This is a genomic window from Enterobacter cloacae complex sp. 370H10 (genome assembly GCF_050031535.1).
In the GTDB taxonomy this organism is placed as follows: domain Bacteria; phylum Pseudomonadota; class Gammaproteobacteria; order Enterobacterales; family Enterobacteriaceae; genus Enterobacter; species Enterobacter intestinihominis.
The window spans coordinates 721,396-743,679 of the sequence record NZ_JBLGWG010000001.1; the positions used below are offsets into that span (position 1 = coordinate 721,396).

Sequence of the window (22,284 nt, forward strand, 5' to 3'; positions counted from 1 at the left end):
GGCAACGGTTTCGTCACGCGTCAAAATAGCCCAAGTTGTCCTGTCACTAGTGTAGCAAAGTCGTCGTTGATGAACGGTAAAATTCCCTCCGCAACAGGCTGAAGCTGGCGGGTCAGGTAGTGATCGTAATCGAGCGGAGACTGCTGGTAATCAACGGGTTCTGGTCCGTTCGTTGTCCAGACGTATTTGATCGTTCCCCGGTTCTGATACTGCGGCGCGCGGCCCCGGCGAACGTTCTCTTCATCCGCCAGCCGCGCCGCGCGGACGTGCGGAGGAACATTACGCTGGTAGTCCGCCAGCGGGCGGCGCAAGCGCTTGCGATACACCAGCTGCGCGTCAAGTTCGCCTGCCATCAGGCTGGCTATCGTCTCGCGCACGTAGTCCTGATACGGCTCATTGCGGAACACCCGCAGATAAAGGGTTTGCTGAAATTGCTGTGCCAGCGGCGTCCAGTCGGTGCGCACTGTCTCCAGCCCTTTAAACACCATCCGCTGCTTGTCGCCTTCCTGAATCAGTCCGGCGTAGCGCTTCTTGCTGCCCTGGTCGGTTCCGCGAATGGTCGGCATTAAGAAGCGGGCAAAATGGGTTTCAAACTCCAGCTCTAACGCGCTGGTTAACCGCTCTTTTTGCAAACTTTCGCGCCACCAGGCGTTCACGAAGGCGACCAGTTCTTTGCCGATTTGCGCGGCGTCGTCTTCTGAATGGGCCGATTTCAGCCAGACAAAGGTGGAATCGGTGTCGCCATAAATAACGTCATAACCCCGGGATTCAATCAACGCTTTGGTCTGGCGCATAATGTCGTGCCCGCGCATGGTGATGGACGACGCCAGACGCGGATCAAAGAAGCGGCAGGCGCTGGTGCCCAGCACCCCGTAAAAGGCATTCATAATAATTTTCAACGCCTGTGAGAGCGGCTTGTTGCCGTAACGTTTTGCCTCGTCGCGGCCGTGCCAGATGTTTCCCACGATTTCAGGCAGGCAGTGTTTTTCGCGCGAGAAGCGTGCCCCAAGAAAACCTTCGGTGCTGTGCGCATCGTCTGGCTGCGCCATCCCCTCGACCAGCCCTACCGGATCAATCAGAAATGTGCGGATAATCGACGGGTACAGACTTTTATAATCCAGCACCAGCACCGAATCATACAGCCCGGGCCGTGAATCCATCACGTAACCGCCGGGACTGGCCTGCGGCGGCACGTCACCGAGGTTAGGGGCCACATAGCCCGCCCGGTGCATCCGCGGGAAATAGAGGTGGCTGAAGGCCGCTACCGAGCCGCCGTGCCTGTCGACCGCGAGACCGTTCACCGTTGCGCGTTCCAGCAGGAAGGGCATGATCTCGGTTTTATGGAAAATCTGCGTTACCAGCTCACAGTCTTTCAGGTTATAGGTAGCGAGCGCTGGCTTATCCTCATTAAAGCGCCGGTCGATCTCGTCCATTCGGTCCCAGGGATTGTCGATGGATTTACCTTCACCGAGCAGCGCCTGGGCGACCGCTTCCAGCGAGAAGGAAGAGAAGTTCCAGAAGGCGGATTTCAGCGCCTCGATGCCGTCGATTATCAGGCGACCGTTAGCCTGTGCGAAGAATACGCCGTTCTTAAAACCGTGCTCACGCCACTCCAGCTCCGTGTTTCCGCGCCCTAACGTCAGGGGAATGCGGTACCGCTCGGCATGTTTTTGCAACACGCGCAGGTCAAACTGCACCACGTTCCAGCCGATCAATACATCCGGGTCGTGCTCGGCAAACCACTGGTTAAGCTTCTCCAGCAGCTGTGGTCGGCTGGTAACGTATTCCAGATGAAAATCCAGCGCGGACGCATCGCCGTTCGGGGGCCCGAGCATATAGACAACCCGCTGCCCGCAGCCTTCAAGGCCGATGCAGTACAGCTCGCCGTGACGGGTGGTTTCGATATCCAGCGAGACCCACTTCAGCGGCGGGCGATAGTGCGGATTAGGCTTCAGGCGCGCGTTAACGATCCTGCCGTTTTGCGCGGTGCCATCTACCCAGACGGGGGCGGTGATAAACCGCTCCATCAGAAAACGTTCCGGCGGGCGAATGTCCGCTTCATAGAGCGTCACGCCCGCTTCGCGGAGCAATTTTTCATAGCGCATCAGCTGGCGATGGGCGCGACAGTAGAGGCCATAAACCGGCTGGCGGTGGAAGTCTTTTAGCTCAAGAGGCGTGAGGCGCCAGCCGTTTTCACCGCGCAGCAGCTGCTTTACCTTCTCGACGTGGTGTTCAGGGATAAACGCCACGGACTCCTGAGGCGGCAGGGTAACGTGCAGCGGGCCGTTATCCGTCGCCAGCCAGAACGCAACCTCGGTGCCCTGAGGGGTATCCCGCCAGTGTCGGGTCAGTAAAAAGCCTTCTTGCGCCTGTGCCACGCCGCTATCCCACAAAACAAACCAGGCCTGATTATAGCCTGGTTGAGGGGTGTTTGCTGGGGTTTTATACAGTGCCTGTTTTGCCGGATGGCGCTACGCTTATCCGGCCAACAGGATCCGTAGGCCCGATAAGCGCAGCGCCGCCGGGCAATGATTTACTGCCCGTAGTACGCCTTCGCACCGTGCTTGCGCAGATAATGCTTATCCAGCAGGGTTTGCTGCATATCCGGCATCTGCGGTGCCAGCTGGCGGCAGAAGATCCCCATGTAGGCGACTTCCTCCAGCACGATCGCGTTGTGCACCGCGTCCTCCGCGTTTTTACCCCAGGCAAACGGGCCGTGGGAGTGCACCAGCACGCCGGGCATTTGCGCCGCGTCGATTCCCTGTTTTTCGAAGGTTTCGACAATCACGTTTCCTGTTTCCCATTCGTACTCACCGTTGATCTCCGCATCGGTCATCAGACGCGTGCAGGGAATGGTGCCGTAGAAGTAGTCCGCGTGTGTGGTGCCGGTGGCCGGGATGGACTGGCCCGCCTGCGCCCAGATGGTCGCGTGACGTGAATGGGTATGCACAATCCCGCCGATGGTTGGGAATGAGCGGTAGAGCAGGCGGTGGGTTGGCGTATCGGAGGAGGGCTTTTTATTGCCTTCAACCACTTCACCCGTTTCGAGGCTGACCACAACCATATCGTCTGCGGTCATTACCGTGTAATCCACGCCGGAAGGCTTGATCACGAACACCCCTTTTTCCCGGTCAACGGCGCTGACGTTGCCCCATGTCAGGGTCACGAGGTTATGTTTTGGCAGCGCCAGGTTGGCTTCGAGTACCTGACGTTTGAGATCTTCTAACATTGTCGTCTCCTGCCGGATGGCGCTGCGCTTATCCGGCCTACAGAACCGTAGGCCCGGTAAACGAAGTGCCACCGGGCATTCAGGGCTTAACGTTTTGAACCGTAATAGACTTCGTTCCAGCGCAGCGCGTCTTTAAAGGCTGGCAGACGGGTGTCGTTATCAATCACGGTCAGTTCGATGTCGTGCAGCTCGGCAAACTGACGCATATCGTTCAGGTCAAGCGCGTGGCTGAATACGGTGTGGTGCGCGCCGCCGGCCAGGATCCAGGCTTCCGACGCGGTTGGCAGGTCAGGCTGCGCTTTCCACAGGGCGTTGGCGACCGGCAGTTTCGGCAGAGAATGCGGAGTTTCCACCGCATCGACGCAGTTCACCAGCAGGCGGAAACGATCGCCGAGGTCGATCAGGCTGGCGTTAATGGCCGGGCCGGTACGGGTGTTGAAGATCAGACGGGCCGGATCCGCTTTGCCGCCAATGCCGAGGTACTGCACATCGAGGATCGGTTTCTCTTCGACGGCGATAGAGGGACACACTTCCAGCATGTGCGAGCCGAGCACCAGATCGTTGCCGTTCTCGAAGTGGTAGGTGTAGTCTTCCATAAAAGAGGTGCCGCCCTGCAGACCGGTTGACATCACCTTCATGATGCGAAGCAGAGCGGCAGTTTTCCAGTCGCCTTCGCCCGCAAAACCGTAGCCCTGCTGCATCAGACGTTGTACCGCCAGACCCGGGAGCTGTTTCAGGCCGTGGAGATCTTCAAAGGTGGTGGTGAAGGCATGGAAGCCGCCCTGTTCCAGGAAGCGCTTCATGCCCAGTTCAATGCGTGCGGCATCCAGCACGTTCTGGCGCTTGTCGCCGTTGACCTGTGCCGCAGGCGTCAGGCGGTAGCTGCTTTCGTACTCGTCCACCAGCGCGTTAACGTCGCCATCGCTGATGTCATTCACCACCTGCACCAGGTCGCCCACTGCCCAGGTATTCACGGAGAAGCCGAACTTGATCTGCGCGGCCACTTTGTCGCCGTCGGTTACGGCAACTTCACGCATGTTGTCGCCGAAACGCACCACTTTCAGGTGACGGGTATCCTGCTTAGAGACCGCCTGACGCATCCATGAGCCAATGCGTTTTTGTGCCTGGCCGTCCTGCCAGTGGCCGGTCACCACGGCATGCTGTTGACGCATACGCGCGCCGATGAAGCCGAACTCGCGACCGCCGTGCGCGGTCTGATTCAGGTTCATGAAGTCCATGTCGATGCTGTCCCACGGCAGAGAGGCGTTGAACTGAGTGTGGAATTGCAGCAGCGGTTTGTTGAGGATAGCCAGGCCGTTGATCCACATTTTGGCTGGCGAGAAGGTGTGCAGCCACACCACCAGGCCAGCGCATTTGTCATCGTAATTGGCATCGCGGCAGATGTTAGTGATTTCGTCCGGCGTAGTACCCAGCGGCTTCAGCACCAGTTTGCACGGCAGTTTGGCTTCCGCGTTCAGCGCATTCACAACGTGCTCCGCGTGTTTCGTCACCTGCTGCAACGCTTCCGGTCCGTATAAATGCTGGCTGCCAATCACAAACCACACTTCATAATTATTAAAAATGGTCATTATCGTGTCCTTAATGTGTCAGGGTTGCCGTAGTGTCCGCGGTAGTTTTGGCCGGGGCGGCGACAGGGAGATAGTGAAGTTCGGCGCTTTTTGCCCATTGCTGGTAGCGCTGATAAAGCTGTTCAAAGCGTTGTGCCTGCTGAGCCTGCGGCTGGAGCGTACTTTCGACGGCGCTCGCCATATGCTGTTGCGCGGTCGGGATATCCGCATGGACGCCTGCGGCCACGGCAGCGAAAATCGCGGCACCCAGCGCACAGCACTGATCGGAGGCCACAATTTGCAGCGGACGGTTGAGCACGTCGCAGCAGGCCTGCATGATCACCGGGTTTTTACGGGCGATACCGCCCAAAGCCATCACGTTGTTCACGTCAATGCCCTGCCCGGTGAAGCACTCCATAATGGCGCGCGCGCCGAACGCGGTGGCGGCGATCAGGCCGCCAAACAGCGCGGGCGCGTCGGTCGCCAGGTTGAGATCGGTAATCACCCCTTTCAGACGCTGGTTGGCAAACGGCGTACGACGGCCGTTGAACCAGTCCAGCACCACCGGCAGGTGATCGAGAGACGGATTTTTTGCCCAGGCTTCGGTGAGCTGCGGCAGGAGCTGTTTTTTGCTCGCGGTAATCTGGGTTTTCAGTTCAGGATGCGCGGCTGCCAGCTGATCCAGCGGCCAGCCGAGCACCCGGCCAAACCAGGCGTAGATATCGCCAAACGCGGACTGACCCGCTTCGAGGCCGATAAAATCGGGCACCACGCTGCCGTCAACCTGACCGCAGATACCCTTCACCGCGCGGTCGCCAACGGTCGTTTTATCCGCCGTCAGAATGTCGCAGGTGGAGGTGCCAATCACTTTCACCAGCGTGTTAGGCTGCGCACCCGCGCCCACGGCGCCCATATGGCAGTCGAACGCGCCGCCGGAAATGGTCACGTTTTGCGGCAGACCGAGGCGTTTCGCCCACTCTTCACAGAGCATGCCGACCGGAATATCGGCGGTGAAGGTGTCGGTAAACAGCGGGTATGTCAGGTTTTTGTTGATGATCGGGTCGAGTTCATCGAAGAACGCTGCCGGAGGCAGACCACCCCAGCTTTCATGCCACAGCGATTTATGCCCGGCGCTGCAACGGCCACGGCGAATAGCCTGCGGGCGAGTGGTGCCGGAAAGCAGGGCGGGAACCCAGTCGCACAGCTCAATCCATGACGCCGCTGCCTGTGCGACCGACGCGTCCGCGCGGGTAACGTGCAGGATTTTTGCCCAGAACCATTCGCTGGAGTAGATCCCGCCGATGTAGCGCGAGTAGTCGGTTTTGCCCGGCTGGTGGCATAAGCGGGTGATGGCTTCCGCCTCTTCCACGGCGGTATGGTCTTTCCACAGCACAAACATGGCGTTCGGGTTATCAGCAAACTCCGGGCGAAGCGCCAGTACGCGGCCTTCTGCATCAACCGGGGCTGGCGTTGAACCGGTACTGTCGACGCCAATCCCCACGACGTCGGCCCGCTGGGCGTCCGTCAGCTCCGCCAGCACGGTTTTGATCGCCGCTTCCATTGATTCAATGTAATCGCGCGGGTGGTGGCGGAACTGGTTGTTCGGCGCATCGCAGTAGCGCCCCTCTTGCCAGCGCGGATACCACTCAACGCTGGTTGCTATCTCCCGGCCAGTCGTACAGTCCACTGCCAGCGCGCGAACTGAGTCGCTGCCAAAATCGAGGCCAATTGCAATTGCCATGGTGTTGCTCCATCCAAAACAGGTATGGAAGAACATTAGAGACTGGGGACAAAAATCGTCAGGCAGGATCCGCTAATCTTATGGACTAAATTGCTGTTACGATTGAAAGTGTGACGCCGTGCAAATATTCAATGTGGACATTTCTGCCGTACTTATAGACACTTTTGTTACTGCTTAACCGCCCGTGCTGGCGGAGAAATCAGGGGGAAAGGCTGAAACATGGCGGACGTAAAAGAGGCGTGATGCTTTTTGGATCTTTTCGCGGGCCATTTTTATACTGCTTTTATCGATATGGACAATTGGTTTCCTTCAGGACCCTTGGGAGAACTGAATCTATGGCCGAACCGCAAAACGATCCCCTGCTGCCGGGATACTCATTTAACGCCCATCTGGTGGCGGGGCTGACGCCCATTGAGGCCGAGGGGTATCTCGATTTCTACGTCGATCGACCGCTCGGAATGAAAGGGTATATTCTGAACCTGACCGTTCGCGGGGAAGGGGTGATTAAAAACGGCGATCGGCAGTTTATCTGCCGCCCTGGTGATATGCTGCTGTTCCCGCCGGGGGAGATCCACCACTACGGGCGCCACCCGGATGCCAAAGAGTGGTATCACCAGTGGGTCTATTTCCGTCCGCGCGCCTACTGGCAGGAGTGGCTCTCGTGGCCGGCCATTTTCGCGCAAACCGGTTTTTATCGCCCGGATGAGGCGCATCTGGCGCAGTTCCGTGAGCTGTTCGCACAAATTATTGAGGCAGGGCAGGCGGGAGGGCGCTACGCTGAACTGCTGGCCATCAATCTGCTTGAACAGGTGCTGCTGCGCCGCATGGAGGCCATCAACGAGTCGCTTAATCCGCCGCTGGACAACCGCGTCCGCGACGCCTGCCAGTACATCAGCGACCACCTTGCCGACAGCCAGTTTGATATTGCCAGCGTCGCCCAGCATGTGTGCCTGTCGCCGTCACGGCTGTCGCATCTGTTCCGCCAGCAGCTTGGCGTGAGTGTGCTCAGCTGGCGCGAGGATCAGCGCATCAGCCAGGCGAAACTGCTGCTCAGCACCACCCGAATGCCTATCGCCACCGTCGGGCGTAACGTCGGCTTTGAAGATCAGCTCTATTTCTCTCGCGTGTTTAAGAAGTGCACCGGTGCCAGCCCGAGCGAATTCCGTGCGGGATGTGAATAATCGGTAAACATTCAGGTGAACTTCAGGCGCATCTTGTAAACTATTCAGACAATTGATGCCTTGACGCGGTGCAGGGCGCTAAGCAGAATCGCTGATTCGTTTTCTGACCGGAATAGTTATGCAGGCATTGCTGGAACATTTTATTACCCAGTCCGTTATGTATTCGCTCATCGCCGTGGCGCTGGTGGCGTTTCTGGAGTCGCTGGCGCTGGTCGGGCTGATCCTGCCCGGCACCGTGATGATGGCGGGGCTTGGGGCGCTTATCGGCAGCGGTGAGGTCAATTTCTGGCAGGCGTGGATGGCCGGTATTATCGGCTGTTTGCTGGGGGACTGGATCTCCTTCTGGCTGGGCTGGCGCTTTAAGAAGCCGCTACACCGCTGGTCGTTCATGAAAAAAAACAAAGCGCTGCTGGATAAAACCGAGCATGCGCTGCACCAGCACAGCATGTTCACCATCCTCGTGGGGCGCTTCGTTGGGCCAACGCGTCCACTGGTGCCGATGGTGGCCGGGATGCTGGATCTGCCCGTCGCGAAGTTTGTGGTGCCGAACATTATCGGCTGCGTCTTCTGGCCGCCGTTCTACTTCCTGCCGGGTATCCTGGCGGGCGCGGCGATTGATATTCCTGACGGTATGCAAAGCGGTGAGTTTAAATGGCTGCTGCTGGGTACGGCGGTGCTGCTGTGGCTGGCGGTTTGGCTCTGCTGGCGCCTGTGGCGCAGCGCGAAAGCGAGCGTCGATCGCCTGACCCGCTATCTCCCGCGCACGCGCCTGCTCTGGCTGGCCCCACTTACGCTCGGCGTGGCGGTGGTAGCGCTGGTGGCGCTAATCCGCCACCCGCTGATGCCGGTGTACGGCGAGATCCTGTTGAAGGTGGTGAGCCGTTAAGGTGTTTTCCCTCTCCCCGTGGGAGAGGGCCAGGGTGAGGGCATCAGACCGCACGAATGCCCAACAATGAAGATGCCCCTGCGTTACCACTCACAAGTTCTTCTGTTTCTCCATCCCACAAAATACGTCCCTCTGCGATCACCACCGATCGCGGCGCGATGCGTGCGGCATCTTCAATGCTGTGCGAAACCATCAGCATCGTCAGTTGTTCGCGCTCGCACACCTCCTCAACCAGCGAGAGCATTTCCTGACGCAGGGCCGGGTCGAGCGCCGAAAAGGGTTCGTCGAGCAGCAGCAGCGGCTGCTCGCGCACCAGACAGCGTGCCAGCGCCACGCGCTGGCGCTGGCCGCCGGAAAGCTCCCCCGGAAGCCTGTTGATAAACGCAGACAGGCCCATTTGTTCGGCGATCGCCTCAAGCGTCTGACGCTGCGCAGCACTGAGCTTTAACCCCGGATCCATACCCAGCGCGATGTTCTGCCAGACCGTAAGATGATTGAACAGATTGTTTTCCTGAAACAGCATCGACACCGGGCGCTTAGCCGGCGGAGCGTAGGTAAACTCGCCGTTATCAATGACGATCGACCCGCTGGCAGGTTGCAGAAAACCGGCGATCAGATTGAGCAGGGTACTTTTTCCGGCCCCGCTGGGGCCAAGCACTGCGATTCGCTCTCCCTGACGAACGGAGAGGGTAAAACGCATTGGCAGGTGCTCATAAAGCCAGGTTACATCAGTCAGTTTTAACATCACGCCCCGGAAGTTTTTCGATAACGGTAAATAACGCAAAGCACAGCAGCAACAGGAGCAGCGCCGTGACGGCGCCGTCCTGGCTACGATAGGAGCCGATTTGCTGATAAAGCCAGAACGGCAGCGTGCGGAAATCCTCGTTGCCGAAGAGCGCCACTACGCCAAAATCGCCAATCGACAGCACGCAGGCAAACGCCAGCGCCTGGGCGAGCGGACGTTTCAGTGCGCGCAATTCTACCACCTTCAGACGCTGCCAGCCCTGCATGCCCAGCGACTGACACAGCAAGCTGTAGCGGCTGTTGACGTCGCGCATCGGGTTTTCCAGTACCTTGAGCGCGTAAGGGATGGCCATCAGTGCGTTGGTAAAAATGACGATGCCGTCGGCGCTTTCCGGCAGGCCGAGGGTGCTGTTGAACAGTAAAAAGAATCCGGTCGCCAGCACAATGCCCGGCATCGCCAGGATCAGCATACCCGTCAGTTCCAGCGCGTGTCCGGCTTTACGTGCATGACGCGCGTACAGCTCGCGGCTGCTCCAGAGCAGCATCATGGTCAGGATCACGCACAGTAGCCCGGCTGCCAGCGCAATGCGCAAGGAGGTCCACGTCGCTTGCCACAGGACAGGTTGTTGCAGTACCGACAACACATTGCGATTCAGTCCATCAACGATAACGGCCAGCAGCGGGGGCAGCAAAAGCAGGAGTGCCAGTGCGATCAGCATAAAATCCGCGACGCGGCTATACAGGCTGTCCTGCGGATCGCGCCAGCCTGTCATGTTATTGCTTCCTGCGGGGATCGTTTTGCTTAGCCTCTGGCTGAGTAACACCAGTGCCAGACAGCATACCATCTGCACGATCGCCAGCAGCGCGGCGCGGCCCGGATCGTAGTCGTAACTTAAAGCCTGATAGATCGCCAGCTCAATGGTGGTGGCCTGCGGCCCGCCGCCGAGAGAAAGTACGGTCGCGAAGCTGGCGAAGCAGAGCATAAAGATTAGCGCGGCAACCGGGGCAATCTGGCGTCGCAGCCACGGCCATTCGACAAAGCGGAAGAACGACCAGCCGCGCATGCCAAGCTGGGCGGCAATCTGACGCTGCTCACCGGGAATGTTTTCCAGCGCCTGTAAAAAGAGGCGCGTGGCCATCGGCATATTGAAAAAAATATGCGCCAGCAGAATGCCTTTCAGGCCGTATGGCGAGAAGGTCCATTCCAGACCAAGCAGGTTGAAAAGGAATGCCAGCCATCCCTGCCGACCATAGACGCTCAGAATGCCGAACACCGCCACCAGCACGGGCAGGATCAGCGTCATCGCGCACAGCCGCAGCAGGGCAAGCCTGCCGGGGAAACGTCTGCGATAGAGGGCGCGGGCGAGGAAAATGGCCGGGATGACTGACAGCAGCGCGGAGAGAAACGCCTGCCAGAACGAGAAACGGATGACGTGCCAGAGATAGCTGTCGTGCCAGAGGGCAAGCAGATCGCTCTCTGGCGCGTTAAACCACAGCGCAAGGAATGCACCCAGGCTGACGACCACCATCAGTATAGCGGCGAGCAGCCCGGGAACTAACCAGCCGGGGATCAGCGGCTGACGGCGCGTTGCCATTCACTTATCCATGCGGCGCGCTGGGTGGCAACCTGCTGCGGCGTAAATTCCAGGGAGGTTTGCGGTTTGTTCAGCTGCTCAAAACCTGCCGGCAGCGCAACATCAGTGACCGGGTACATCCAGTTTCCTGTCGGAATAGCATTCTGGAATGCCGGTGAAACCATAAACTTCAGGAATTTCTCGGCGAGCTCCGGCTGTTTGCTCGCGGCGGTGCGGGCGGCCACTTCCACCTGCAAATAATGTCCTTCAGCAAAGTTCGCGGCGGCGTAGTTGTCTTTCTTCTCGGCGATAATGTGGTAGGCCGGAGAAGTCGTGTAGCTCAGCACAAGGTCGCTTTCGCCTTTCAGGAACAGGCCGTAGGCTTCGCTCCAGCCTTTGGTGACGGTAACGGTTTTCGCAGCCAGTTTCTGCCACGCCTCAGGCGTTTTGTCGCCATAGACTTTCTGCATCCACAACAGCAGCCCCAGACCCGGCGTGCTGGTGCGCGGATCTTCATAAATCACGCGCCACTTCTGATCGCTTTCGACCAGCTCTTTCAGGCTTTTGGGCGGATTCTTCAGCTTGTTTTTATCGTAGACAAACGCAAAGTAACCGTAATCAAAGGGAACGAAGGTGTCGTTTTTCCAGCCGCCCGGCACGTTGACGGCATCTGCCGCCACGCCGCTTTTGGCGAACAGTCTGGTTTGAGTGGCGGCTTGCAGCAGGTTGTTATCCAGCCCGAGCACCACGTCGGCTTTGCTGTTTTTGCCTTCCATACGCAGCCGGTTAAGCAGAGAGACACCATCTTCCAGTGCCACGAATTTCAGCTCGCAGTTGCAGTCGGCTTCAAAGGCTTTTTTCACCGCCGGGCCGGGGCCCCAGTCGGCGGAGAAGGAGTCGTAGGTGTAGACCGTCAGGACAGGCTTAGCAAAAACAGGCAGCGCAAACAGCGCCAGCAGAGGAAGAACGTTTTTTAACACTTTGCACCTCAGGGTTGAGTGGCAAAGGATTTTGAGAGACAGCCTCAAATCCCTTCGCCGGCGTTATCCGGATCAGGTTCGACGGGTATTATCTCAGCGCACATCAGTGATGCAGCACCCCGTTGAGAACGGCGCTATTGTAATGATTTGGTGAATATTACGAAAGCGTTATGGCTCCGGCGGCGCAAACCACGCGGATTTAAAATCAAACCAGCCCAGGGTATTCATTCGCAGGCCGCGCATGCTGCGCTGACCCTGGATCAGCAGCCAGTGGTGAATCAGCGGTACGATCGTCTGCCCGGCCAGCAGCTCCTGACACCAGGCGGCCAGATCCATTTCTCCTGCCCGCCACCGTGCGGCGTCTCGCTGCCAGTCCCGATTAATACAGTGCTGAATCAGGGGCACTTCATAAAGGTGAGAGAAGAGCGAAAAATCAAGCGGCAGCGTGAAGTTCGCACTGTTGAGCCAGATATCGCTGATAACATCTCCACGGTGCCATTCATCATAGTCCACTTCCTGTATCGCCAGCGTCACGCCCTCGGCTGCCAGCAGCTTACTCATGATCCTTGCGATAAACCGGTGCTCAATGTGATCGCGATAGTAGCTGAGGGTGATGGTCTCCAGTCCGGCAGGTTTTTCACTGCGTACTGGCTGCGCATGGTGCCAGCGCGGAAGCAGGCCATAGGCCGGGAACCACCAGGTCTGGTATTGCTCCTCTGCGTGATAAATCAGGTTAGCGGGCGCCAGAACATGGCTGATCCACCAGCGTACGTCGTGATTCGCCCCGCGATGGCTGCGGCTATCGAAGAGCAGGTAGTAGCAGCCCTCCTCCAGGCGGCTTTCGAACGCCTTTTCACCGGCTGTTGGCCCTTCCAGCGTCAGGCCTGCGCTCAGCTCTTCGTTGAGATCCGGTAGTACCCAGACGTTGACTTCGTCGATCAGCGCCCTATAGCCAAAGTAATCATCAAAGGCGCGGATCTTCAGCTGATTACTGTTGTTCCGTGAAACGGAGTAGGGGCCCGTACCAATCGGCTGGCTGGAAAAATTGTTCAGGGATCGCCACTCGGCAGGCAGGATCATCGAGGGCACGTAGCCCAGAAGCCACGGAAGCCATTTGTCCGGCTGCGATAGCTCAATATCCAGGGTCCAGGCCGTGGGGGAGTGGATCCGCGCGATATGCGAATAGAGCGGCAGCGTGCGGGCGCGCTCTAAGGAATCGATAACGTCGCGCATCTCCAGCTCGCGTCCATGGTGGAAATGTATGCCGGGGCGTAAAAAGAAGCGCCAGTGCAACGGAGACACCTGTTGCCAGTGATGGGCAATATCCGCTTCCAGTTCCCCGTTTTCCTCATTTATCCGCGTCAGGCCGCTGAATATCTGCCGGGCCATGTGGGTTTCAGAGCGACGTAACGCCGTACCGGGCAACAGATTTTTCATTGGGCGGTAGTAAAGCACCCGCAGAATGTGGCGTCCCTGACGAAAGCTGCGTCCCAGATGCGAGACCAGCATCTGGCGCACGGCGGCTTTGTCGCCCACCAGCTGGACCAGCTGATCGATGCGGTCCTGCTCCAGCAGATCCTCTGCCCGCTGTTGCTGTAGCGCCAGGCCGGTATAAAGGAAAGTCAGGCGCGAGCGCTTGCCGCGTCCGGCTTCAGCCTCCCAGTTTAGCCAGCCCTGCTGCTGCATGGTGTTGAGGAGGGTACGCATATGACGCCGGGAGCAGTTGAGGAGCTCGGCCAGCTCGTTCAGCGTGGTCTCCTGCGATTGCCCCTCGCAGCACTGCCAGAGGCGGATAAATTGTTGTTGCAGACGACCAGAAGGCATAAAAGAGGAACTCCTGACAAAAAATCAGCAATTTATTAATCCCTATATTAAGCCAATAATCCTTATCGATGAAGCGAGGAGGTAAATTATGAAGAGGTCTACCGCACGTCAGTTTTATCAGCACTATTTTTCAGCGACAAAGGGAGTGTCCTGGCTGGCCCGCCAGTGCGCAGAGCAGCGGCTGAGAATACTGGAAGATCTGATGCAGTGGGACGTTACGAAACCGACCTCTTCTCGCTAACTCGCCTCGATCATGTGTGACTGAGTATTGGTGCTAATCACCCGCCAGCAAAATGTTTTTGCTGGCTTTTTTCGTTTACTATTTCACCCAATTTCGATTCGCTTTCATAAGGACTTGCGCATGCTCTGGTTGATGACGATGGGGCGACGCCTGAACGGCGTGTACGCCGCTTTTATGCTGGTGGCCTTCATGATGGGCGTGGCCGGTGCGCTACAGGCGCCGACGCTGAGCCTGTTTCTCAGCCGTGAGGTTGGGGCGCAGCCATTTTGGGTAGGCCTGTTCTACACCGTCAACGCCATTGCCGGGATCCTCGTCAGCCTGTGGCTGGCGAAACGATCCGACAGCCAGGGCGATCGCCGCAAGCTGATCCTCTTTTGTTGCGCCATGGCCGTGGGCAACGCGTTGCTGTTTGCCTTTAATCGTCACTACCTGACGCTTATCACCTGTGGCGTGCTGTTGGCCTCTCTGGCGAACACCGCCATGCCGCAGCTCTTCGCCCTGGCCCGGGAGTACGCCGACAACTCGGCGCGGGAAGTGGTGATGTTCAGCTCGGTGATGCGTGCGCAGCTCTCTCTCGCATGGGTCATCGGCCCCCCGCTGGCGTTCATGCTGGCGCTGAACTACGGTTTCACCGTCATGTTCACCATCGCCGCGGGAATTTTTGCCATCAGCCTGGCGCTGATAGCCTTTGTGCTGCCATCGGTGGCGCGCGTAGAGCAGGTGACGGACAAGCCCATCACCCAGGTAAGCGGCTGGCAGGATAAACACGTCCGCATGTTGTTTATCGCCTCCACGCTGATGTGGACCTGCAACACCATGTACATTATCGATATGCCGCTGTGGATCAGCAGCGATCTGGGACTGCCCGACAAGCTCGCGGGGATCCTGATGGGCACCGCTGCCGGGCTGGAGATCCCGGCGATGATTCTGGCGGGTTACTACGTAAAACGTTTCGGAAAGCGTCGGATGATGGTCGTCGCCGTGGCGGCTGGGGTGGTGTTCTACGCGGGGTTAATCCTTTTCCATTCGCGGGAAGCTTTGCTGGCGTTACAGCTATTTAACGCGGTATTTATCGGAATCGTTGCCGGGATCGGCATGCTCTGGTTCCAGGATTTAATGCCGGGGCGAGCAGGCTCCGCGACCACGCTGTTTACAAACAGTATCTCTACCGGCGTGATTCTGGCAGGGGTAATTCAGGGGGCGCTGTCGCAAAGCTATGGACATGCATCCGTGTACTGGGTGATCGCAGCGATTTCGGTCATCACGCTTGTGTTAACGTGCCGGGTTAAAGACGTTTGATTCTGGAAGGCGGCTTCACGAAATGAAACGATTTTCTGACAGGAGCAGAGAAGGCGCATAGAGTGCGTGACGGGTGCTTGAGGCTGTTTGCCTCAGGCTTTCGCAAGAGGCAAACAGTGGAGAGTCCCACATCAAAAAACTGATGGGGAGACCAACTTCACAACCAACATTGCGAGGTTAGTCTCTTCATTGCCGAAAAGCAATAAGGAGGCTGGAATGCCAAAACGTACTCTGCTGTTAGGTTTGTTTCTGATCTGTACGACGTTGTTGATCTTCACCTGGATGGTGCGCGACTCGCTGTGTGAGCTGCACTTCAGACAGGAGAAAACAGAGCTGGCGGCAGTGTTGGCTTACGAAGCAAAACGTTAGCGGTATTGGCGGGGTTTTTCCCCGCCTCTCCAGAGTGGTTACGCCTCAACGCACCCTTATCAATGGCCCGCGCCCTGCGGGCCATTGCCTTTAGCCCATAAACGCAGGCTGTTTTTTCTCGTAGGTGGAGATAGCCTCTTCGTGTTGCAGCGTCAGGCCAATGCTATCCAGACCGTTCAGCATGCAGTGGCGACGGAACGCATCAATGCTAAAGCTGTAGGTCTTGTCACCGGCTTTCACCACTTCTGCTTCCAGATCCACTTCAAACGACATCCCCGGATTTGCCTGCACCAGCGCAAACAGTTCATCGACCTGTTCGTCACTCAGCGTCACCGGCAGCAGCTGGTTGTTGAAGCTGTTGCCGTAGAAGATATCCGCGAAGCTTGGGGCGATAACCACTTTAAAACCGTAGTCGGTCAATGCCCATGGCGCGTGTTCACGCGACGATCCGCAGCCAAAGTTTTCCCGCGCCAGCAAAATGGAGGCGCCTTTGTATTCCTGAAAGTTCAGGACGAATTCCGGGTTCGGCACTTCGCCTTTATCGTCGAGGAAGCGCCAGTCGTTGAACAGATGCGCCCCAAAACCCGTGCGCGTCACTTTCTGCAAAAACTGTTTAGGAATGATCGCGTCAGTATCGACGTTAGCGGCGTCCAGCGGGACAACACGGCCCGTATGTTGGGTAAATTTCTCTGCCATGATTGTCTCCTTATTTCAGGCTGCGAATATCGGCGAAATGACCGGTGACTGCCGCAGCGGCGGCCATTGCCGGGCTGACCAGGTGGGTGCGCCCACCGCGGCCCTGACGGCCTTCAAAGTTACGGTTGCTGGTGGAGGCACAGCGCTCGCCCGGATTCAGGCGGTCGTTGTTCATCGCCAGACACATGGAGCAGCCGGGCAGGCGCCACTCGAAGCCTGCTTCGATAAAGATCTTATCCAGACCTTCCGCTTCCGCCTGGGCTTTCACCGGACCGGAGCCCGGCACAACCAGCGCCTGCACGCCCGGTGCCACTTTGCGGCCTTTTGCAATTTCTGCCGCAGCGCGTAAATCTTCGATACGGGAGTTAGTGCAGGAGCCGATGAACACTTTATCAATGCTCACGTCGGTCAGCGGTACGCCGGGTTTCAACCCCATGTAAGCCAGCGCCTTTTCCGCACTCGCGCGCTCGACCGGATCGGTGAAGGAAGCCGGGTCAGGAATGCTGTCGTTGACGGAAATGACCTGGCCCGGGTTGGTGCCCCAGGTGACTTGCGGGGCGATCTCTTCCGCCTGCAACGTCACAACGGTATCAAAAATTGCCCCCTCGTCCGTTTTCAGGGTTTTCCAGTACGCTACCGCGTCGTCAAAATCCTGTCCTTTCGGCGCATGAAGACGCCCCTTCACATAGTTGAAGGTGGTGTCGTCTGGGGCCACCAGGCCTGCTTTGGCACCCATCTCAATGGCCATGTTGCACAGGGTCATACGACCTTCCATGCTCAGCGCCTGGATAGCGTCGCCGCAGAACTCAACGACGTGACCGGTACCGCCTGCACTGCCGGTTTTGCCGATAATCGCCAGCACGATATCTTTCGCGGTGATACCCGGCGCGGCTTTCCCCTTCACTTCAATCTTCATGGTTTTGGCGCGGCCCTGCTTCAGGGTCTGCGTCGCCAGAACGTGTTCCACTTCAGAGGTGCCAATCCCGAACGCCAGGGCGCCAAATGCGCCGTGCGTCGCGGTGTGGGAGTCGCCGCAGACAATGGTCATGCCCGGCAGAGTAATACCCTGTTCAGGCCCCATTACGTGGACGATGCCCTGATAGGGGTGGTTCAGATCGTACAGCTCCACGCCAAACTCGTTACAGTTCTTAATCAGCTCCTGCATCTGGATACGCGCCATCTCGCCAGATGCATTAATGTCTTTGGTCTGGGTGGAAACGTTGTGATCCATCGTGGCAAAGGTTTTACCCGGCTGACGCACCGGGCGCTTGTGCGCACGCAGGCCGTCAAATGCCTGAGGAGACGTCACTTCGTGTACCAGATGACGGTCGATGTACAACAGTGGGGTTTCGTCTGGCGTCTCGTAAACAACGTGCGCATCAAACAACTTCTCATATAACGTCTTAGCCATGATTACACCCCTTCAGCGACATAGCGGGCAATGATGTCGCCCATTTCATCGGTACTGACTGCCGCCGTGCCGCGTGCTAAATCACCGGTACGGACGCCTTCTTCTAACGCCCGGTTAATGGCGTTTTCAATTGCGGTTGCTGCATCGCCTGCATCCAGGCTGTAGCGCAGCAGCAGAGCCAGGGAGAGGATCTGCGCAATCGGGTTGGCGATGTTTTTGCCTGCGATATCCGGCGCGGAGCCCCCCGCCGGTTCGTACAGGCCAAAGCCTTCTTCGTTCAGGCTGGCCGAGGGCAGCATGCCCATGGAGCCAGTGATCATGGCGCATTCATCCGAGAGAATATCGCCGAACAGGTTGGAGCACAGCAACACGTCAAACTGAGACGGATCTTTGATCAGCTGCATCGTTGCGTTGTCGATATACATATGCGACAGCGCAACGTCCGGGTACTGCTTAGCGACTTCACTGACGATTTCGCGCCACAAAATGGAAGACTGGAGCACGTTCGCTTTATCAATAGAGGTCACTTTACGGCGGCGTTTGCGCGCTGACTCAAACGCGATATGGGCGATACGTTCAATTTCAAAACGGTGATAGACCTCGGTATCAAACGCTTTCTCATGCTGACCGCTGCCTTCGCGACCTTTTGGCTGACCGAAGTAGATGCCGCCGGTCAGCTCACGCACGCAGAGAATGTCGAAACCGTTGGCCGCGATATCCGCGCGCAGCGGGCAGAACTCTTCCAGCCCCGGGTACAGCTTCGCCGGACGCAGGTTGCTGAACAGTTTGAAATGTTTACGCAGCGGCAGCAGCGCACCGCGCTCCGGCTGCTCTGCTGGCGGCAAATGTTCCCACTTAGGGCCGCCCACGGAGCCAAACAGCACGGCATCGGCATTTTCACAGCCTTCCACAGTGGCTTTCGGCAATGGCGTACCGTGGTTATCAATTGCAATACCGCCCACATCGTAGTGGCTGGTGGTAATTTTCATCGCAAAACGCGAACGAACGGCTTCCAGTACTTTCAGCGCCTGTGCCATCACTTCCGGGCCAATACCGTCACCCGGCAACACAGCAATATGGTAATTCTTCGACATCACACGGTTTCCTTGTTGTTCTCTTTATTCTGAGCTTTGCGTTGCAACTCTTTTTCGACTTCGGCGGCACGCCAGATGTTGTTCAGGACATGCACCATCGCTTTCGCGGAGGATTCGACGATATCTGTCGCCAGACCCACACCGTGGAAGCGGCGACCGTTATAATTGACGACGATATCCACCTGACCCAGGGCGTCTTTACCGTGCCCTTTAGCCGTCAGGTCGTATTTCACCAGCTCTACGTCGTACTCAGTGACGCGGTTAATCGCCTGGTAAATGGCATCCACAGGGCCGTTGCCGTTGGCGGCTTCCGCTTTAATTTCATCCCCGCAGGCCAGCTTCACGGAGGCGGTGGCGATGTCGCTTGAGCCGGACTGGACGTTGAAGTAGTCCAGACGGAAGTGCTCTGGCTCTTCCTGCTGTTTGTTGATGAATGCCAGCGCTTCCAGATCGTAATCGAACACCTGGCCCTTCTTGTCCGCCAGCTTCAGGAAGGCGTCGTACAGCTGATCCATGTTGTAATCGCTGTCCTTGTAGCCCATCTCTTCCATACGGTGCTTCACTGCCGCGCGACCAGAGCGTGAGGTCAGGTTCAACTGAACCTGGTTCAGACCGATGGATTCCGGAGTCATGATTTCGTAGTTTTCACGGTTCTTCAGCACCCCATCCTGGTGGATACCGGAAGAGTGAGCGAACGCGCCCGTACCGACAATCGCTTTGTTGGCCGGGATCGGCATGTTGCAAATCTGGCTGACGGTCTGGCTGGTGCGCCAGATTTCGTTGTGATTGATGCGTGTGTGCACGTCCATGATGTCTTTGCGCACTTTGATCGCCATGATCACTTCTTCCAGCGAACAGTTGCCTGCGCGTTCGCCGATGCCGTTCATCGCGCCTTCTACCTGACGCGCGCCGGCGTGCACCGCCGCGATAGCATTGCCAACGGCCAGACCCAGGTCATCGTGGGTGTGTACAGAGATAATGGCTTTATCAATATTTGGTACGCGGTCATACAGACCGGTAATGATGTTGGCAAACTCAAACGGCATGGTGTAGCCGACGGTATCCGGGATGTTGATGGTTCTGGCTCCGGCATTAATAGCGGCTTCCACTACACGGGCCAAATCGTCAATCGGCGTGCGGCCTGCATCTTCACAGGAAAATTCCACGTCGTCAGTGTAGTTACGCGCCCGTTTAACCATATACACCGCACGTTCGATCACTTCATCCAGCGTGCTGCGCAACTTGGTTGCAATGTGCATGGGGGAGGTGGCAATAAAAGTATGGATACGGAAAGCTTCTGCAACTTTCAGGGATTCCGCGGCCACATCGATATCTTTCTCAACGCAGCGAGCCAGAGCGCACACGCGGCTGTTTTTGATGGTGCGGGCGATGGTCTGCACTGACTCAAAATCACCCGGCGAGGAGACAGGAAAACCGACCTCCATTACGTCTACACCCATGCGTTCCAGGGCCAGCGCAATTTGCAGTTTTTCTTTAACACTCAGGCTCGCCTGTAATGCCTGTTCACCGTCACGTAAAGTAGTATCGAAAATAACGACTTGCTGGCTCATGGGTTAGGTCCTTGTCAGTCTTAGGGCGCCTTGCTACGAGCATAAAAAAACCCGCGCAGTGGCGCGGGTTTTTAGTTTTACTGAAGACGATTCAACGCTGAATTTCGCCCGCCAGTCTACCGCGCACAGTGGATGCGTTTAGTAGTAGTAGACCGGTGAAACGAAGGGTGCGAATCATGAATCCTGCTCCAGGTGAATGCGATATGCTTTTAGTGGTACTGGATACGCCGACTCATGTCAACCCCTCCCCGACAAAACGGGGACCCAACGCAGGGAGAATACATTAGCTAATTGTGCTGGTTTTTGCGTGGCTAACCGATTTTATTGTCTATTATTGGACTGGGGATTCATCTCTGGAATAATTTGAATATAATTGGTAGCAATTGAACATACTATTTTCATCAACATGCTATGAAATGGAATGTGTTTCATATCATTGATTTATAGACTTCATGAATGATTTACGGGTAAGTAAGTTATCAAAATTGATATCAATTTGTTAATGAATATGCGTTGTATACTATTAATAGTTTAATAACGCTTAAGTCATTATTAATGAGAGCGTTGATTGTGTATTTGTCTGGTTTATGGTTTCATGCTCACAATAAAGTTTGAGATATCTTTTGAACGATTTTTAACTCTTCATTTATGGGGTGCGTAAAGCCGCTCGGTGAATGGGGCTCTTTATATATTCCGAATTTTAAATAATTTCCTTTCGCTTGTTGTATATGCATGGTAAATCATATTTTTCGAAGTTATTACTGTACCTGGGCAAAGGGAATTTAGCGTGACGGTGGAGTCAGAAATGCCAGAAAATAATATTAACCAACCACAGACTTATGATGGGGTTAAGCCTCAGTTACGCACAGTGGATCTTAACTTGTTAACTGTATTCGATGCAGTGATGCAGGAGCAGAATATTACGCGAGCAGCGCAATCTCTGGGAATGTCTCAGCCTGCCGTGAGTAATGCCGTAGCCAGACTTAAGGTGATGTTTAACGACGAGTTATTCGTTCGTTATGGGAGGGGAATTCAGCCCACAGCGCGTGCATTCCAGCTATTCGGTTCGATTCGTCAGGCGCTACAGCTAGTTCAAAATGAACTTCCCGGTTCGGGCTTTGAACCCTTAAGCAGTGAGCGGGTTTTCCATCTCTGTGTTTGCAGTCCGTTAGATAATTATTTGACGTCTGTTATATATAATAAAGTTGAACAGATCGCCCCAAATATTCATCTCGTTTTTAAATCATCATTAAATCAAAACACTGAACACCAGCTTCGTTATCAGGAAACAGAGTTTGTTCTGGGATACGAAGAGTTCCGCCGTCCAGAGTTTGCCTGTGTTCCGTTGTTCAAAGACGAAATGGTGTTAGTCGCCAGTAAAAAACATCCCCGTATGAATTCGCCGCTGCGTGAAAGCGATGTTTACAGTGAGCAACACGCCGTTGTTGCTCTTGACAGATATGCCTCATTCAGTCAGCCGTGGTATGACACCGCCGATAAACAAGCCTGCGTGGCTTATCAGGGAATGGCCATGGTCAGCGTATTAAATGTCGTTTCTCAGACACAGTTAGTCGCTATTGCGCCGCGCTGGCTTGCTGAAGAGTTCTCCGATTCACTGAATCTGCAAATTTTACCTCTGCCGCTCAAGCTTAATAGCCGGACCTGTTATCTTTCCTGGCATGAGGCTGCGGGTCGGGATAAAGGGCATCAGTGGATGGAAGAGCTGCTGATCAATATTTGCCGTCGCTAGGTTCTGGTGAATAAACCGCATGGCGTCATGCGGTTTATTCTGCGGTTTTTAAAACTGGCGATATTTTGTGCTGTGTTAATTTTTTCAGTTACTTATGCATGCTCAAAAATAGATGATTTCCTGATC

19 protein-coding genes and 1 riboswitch are annotated in these 22,284 nt (G+C 56.4%); of the genes, 6 read left to right on the forward strand and 13 right to left on the reverse strand.

The annotated features are described in order from the left end of the window. Positions 1-20 precede the first annotated feature (20 nt). The 4 genes from polB to araB all read right to left on the reverse strand — a co-directional run bounded on the left by polB (position 21) and on the right by araB (position 6,538). Positions 21-2,378, reverse strand: coding sequence for a DNA polymerase II (polB, locus tag ACQG2Q_RS03425; RefSeq protein ID WP_063849779.1), 2,358 nt, complete (start codon positions 2,376-2,378; stop codon positions 21-23). A 155-nt stretch (positions 2,379-2,533) separates the two neighbouring features. Continuing rightward, complete coding sequence (araD, locus tag ACQG2Q_RS03430; RefSeq protein ID WP_063849748.1) at positions 2,534-3,229, reverse strand: L-ribulose-5-phosphate 4-epimerase; 696 nt, start codon at positions 3,227-3,229, stop codon at positions 2,534-2,536. 86 nt (positions 3,230-3,315) lie between these two features. Next, positions 3,316-4,818 (reverse strand): L-arabinose isomerase, encoded by a 1,503-nt coding sequence (araA, locus tag ACQG2Q_RS03435; RefSeq protein WP_015572656.1) that lies wholly within the window; start codon positions 4,816-4,818, stop codon positions 3,316-3,318. Between the two features lie 10 nt (positions 4,819-4,828). After that, positions 4,829-6,538 carry a ribulokinase gene (gene araB / locus ACQG2Q_RS03440; protein ID WP_063849749.1) on the reverse strand — a complete coding sequence of 570 codons (1,710 nt, stop codon included), beginning with the start codon at positions 6,536-6,538 and terminating at the stop codon, positions 4,829-4,831. Positions 6,539-6,873: 335 nt separating this feature from the next. Here araB and araC point away from each other — a divergent pair, with 335 nt between their 5' ends. Together araC and ACQG2Q_RS03450 are read left to right on the forward strand one after the other, a co-directional pair. Continuing rightward, entirely contained in the window at positions 6,874-7,719 is an 846-nt protein-coding gene (gene araC / locus ACQG2Q_RS03445) for an arabinose operon transcriptional regulator AraC (RefSeq protein WP_032625458.1), read from the forward strand. A gap of 118 nt (positions 7,720-7,837) precedes the next feature. Then, positions 7,838-8,605, forward strand: coding sequence for a DedA family protein (locus ACQG2Q_RS03450; RefSeq protein ID WP_017383796.1), 768 nt, complete (start codon positions 7,838-7,840; stop codon positions 8,603-8,605). A 43-nt stretch (positions 8,606-8,648) separates the two neighbouring features. On the opposite strand, the gene thiQ is transcribed toward ACQG2Q_RS03450, so the two are convergent. From thiQ to sgrR, 4 genes are all read right to left on the reverse strand, one after another. After that, positions 8,649-9,350 carry a thiamine ABC transporter ATP-binding protein ThiQ gene (gene thiQ, locus ACQG2Q_RS03455; RefSeq protein WP_063849750.1) on the reverse strand — a complete coding sequence of 234 codons (702 nt, stop codon included), beginning with the start codon at positions 9,348-9,350 and terminating at the stop codon, positions 8,649-8,651. Then, positions 9,334-10,944: a thiamine/thiamine pyrophosphate ABC transporter permease ThiP gene (thiP, locus tag ACQG2Q_RS03460; RefSeq protein ID WP_063137939.1), complete on the reverse strand. Its 1,611-nt coding sequence runs from the start codon at positions 10,942-10,944 to the stop codon at positions 9,334-9,336. Before thiP ends, thiQ begins: the two co-directional genes overlap by 17 nt. Continuing rightward, entirely contained in the window at positions 10,920-11,903 is a 984-nt protein-coding gene (thiB, locus tag ACQG2Q_RS03465; protein ID WP_022647029.1) for a thiamine ABC transporter substrate binding subunit, read from the reverse strand. Before thiB ends, thiP begins: the two co-directional genes overlap by 25 nt. Before the next feature lie 31 nt (positions 11,904-11,934). Beyond that, positions 11,935-12,035, reverse strand: a riboswitch (TPP riboswitch). Positions 12,036-12,071: 36 nt separating this feature from the next. Further along, a complete protein-coding gene (gene sgrR / locus ACQG2Q_RS03470) occupies positions 12,072-13,727 on the reverse strand; it encodes an HTH-type transcriptional regulator SgrR (RefSeq protein WP_426759062.1) in 1,656 nt (551 codons plus the stop codon). 88 nt (positions 13,728-13,815) lie between these two features. Between sgrR and sgrT the strand changes: the two genes are divergently transcribed. The 3 genes from sgrT (at position 13,816) to ACQG2Q_RS03485 (ending at position 15,636) form a co-directional block, all read left to right on the forward strand. Then, on the forward strand, positions 13,816-13,968 hold the full coding sequence (gene sgrT, locus ACQG2Q_RS03475) for a glucose uptake inhibitor SgrT (protein ID WP_003856388.1): 153 nt from the start codon (positions 13,816-13,818) through the stop codon (positions 13,966-13,968). 120 nt (positions 13,969-14,088) lie between these two features. Continuing rightward, positions 14,089-15,267 (forward strand): sugar efflux transporter, encoded by a 1,179-nt coding sequence (locus ACQG2Q_RS03480; protein WP_063849751.1) that lies wholly within the window; start codon positions 14,089-14,091, stop codon positions 15,265-15,267. A 216-nt stretch (positions 15,268-15,483) separates the two neighbouring features. Next, positions 15,484-15,636: a Hok/Gef family protein gene (locus tag ACQG2Q_RS03485; RefSeq protein WP_010427008.1), complete on the forward strand. Its 153-nt coding sequence runs from the start codon at positions 15,484-15,486 to the stop codon at positions 15,634-15,636. Between the two features lie 90 nt (positions 15,637-15,726). Here ACQG2Q_RS03485 and leuD read toward each other — a convergent pair whose 3' ends face one another. The 5 genes from leuD to leuL form a co-directional block, all read right to left on the reverse strand. Continuing rightward, positions 15,727-16,332 (reverse strand): 3-isopropylmalate dehydratase small subunit, encoded by a 606-nt coding sequence (gene leuD, locus ACQG2Q_RS03490; protein WP_023299315.1) that lies wholly within the window; start codon positions 16,330-16,332, stop codon positions 15,727-15,729. A 10-nt stretch (positions 16,333-16,342) separates the two neighbouring features. After that, positions 16,343-17,743: a 3-isopropylmalate dehydratase large subunit gene (gene leuC / locus ACQG2Q_RS03495; protein ID WP_063849753.1), complete on the reverse strand. Its 1,401-nt coding sequence runs from the start codon at positions 17,741-17,743 to the stop codon at positions 16,343-16,345. Positions 17,744-17,745: 2 nt separating this feature from the next. Continuing rightward, the gene (leuB, locus tag ACQG2Q_RS03500) at positions 17,746-18,837 is read right to left on the reverse strand and encodes a 3-isopropylmalate dehydrogenase (protein WP_022647034.1); all 1,092 of its coding nucleotides are present in this window, start codon (positions 18,835-18,837) and stop codon (positions 17,746-17,748) included. Next, entirely contained in the window at positions 18,837-20,408 is a 1,572-nt protein-coding gene (leuA, locus tag ACQG2Q_RS03505) for a 2-isopropylmalate synthase (RefSeq protein ID WP_022647035.1), read from the reverse strand. Before leuA ends, leuB begins: the two co-directional genes overlap by 1 nt. 91 nt (positions 20,409-20,499) lie before the next feature. Further along, positions 20,500-20,586, reverse strand: a complete 87-nt coding sequence (gene leuL / locus ACQG2Q_RS03510) for a leu operon leader peptide (protein WP_057979999.1) — start codon at positions 20,584-20,586, stop codon at positions 20,500-20,502. 627 nt (positions 20,587-21,213) lie between these two features. On the opposite strand from leuL, the gene leuO reads away from it, so the two are divergent. Beyond that, positions 21,214-22,158 carry a transcriptional regulator LeuO gene (gene leuO, locus ACQG2Q_RS03515; RefSeq protein WP_038415328.1) on the forward strand — a complete coding sequence of 315 codons (945 nt, stop codon included), beginning with the start codon at positions 21,214-21,216 and terminating at the stop codon, positions 22,156-22,158. Positions 22,159-22,284: the final 126 nt, after the last annotated feature.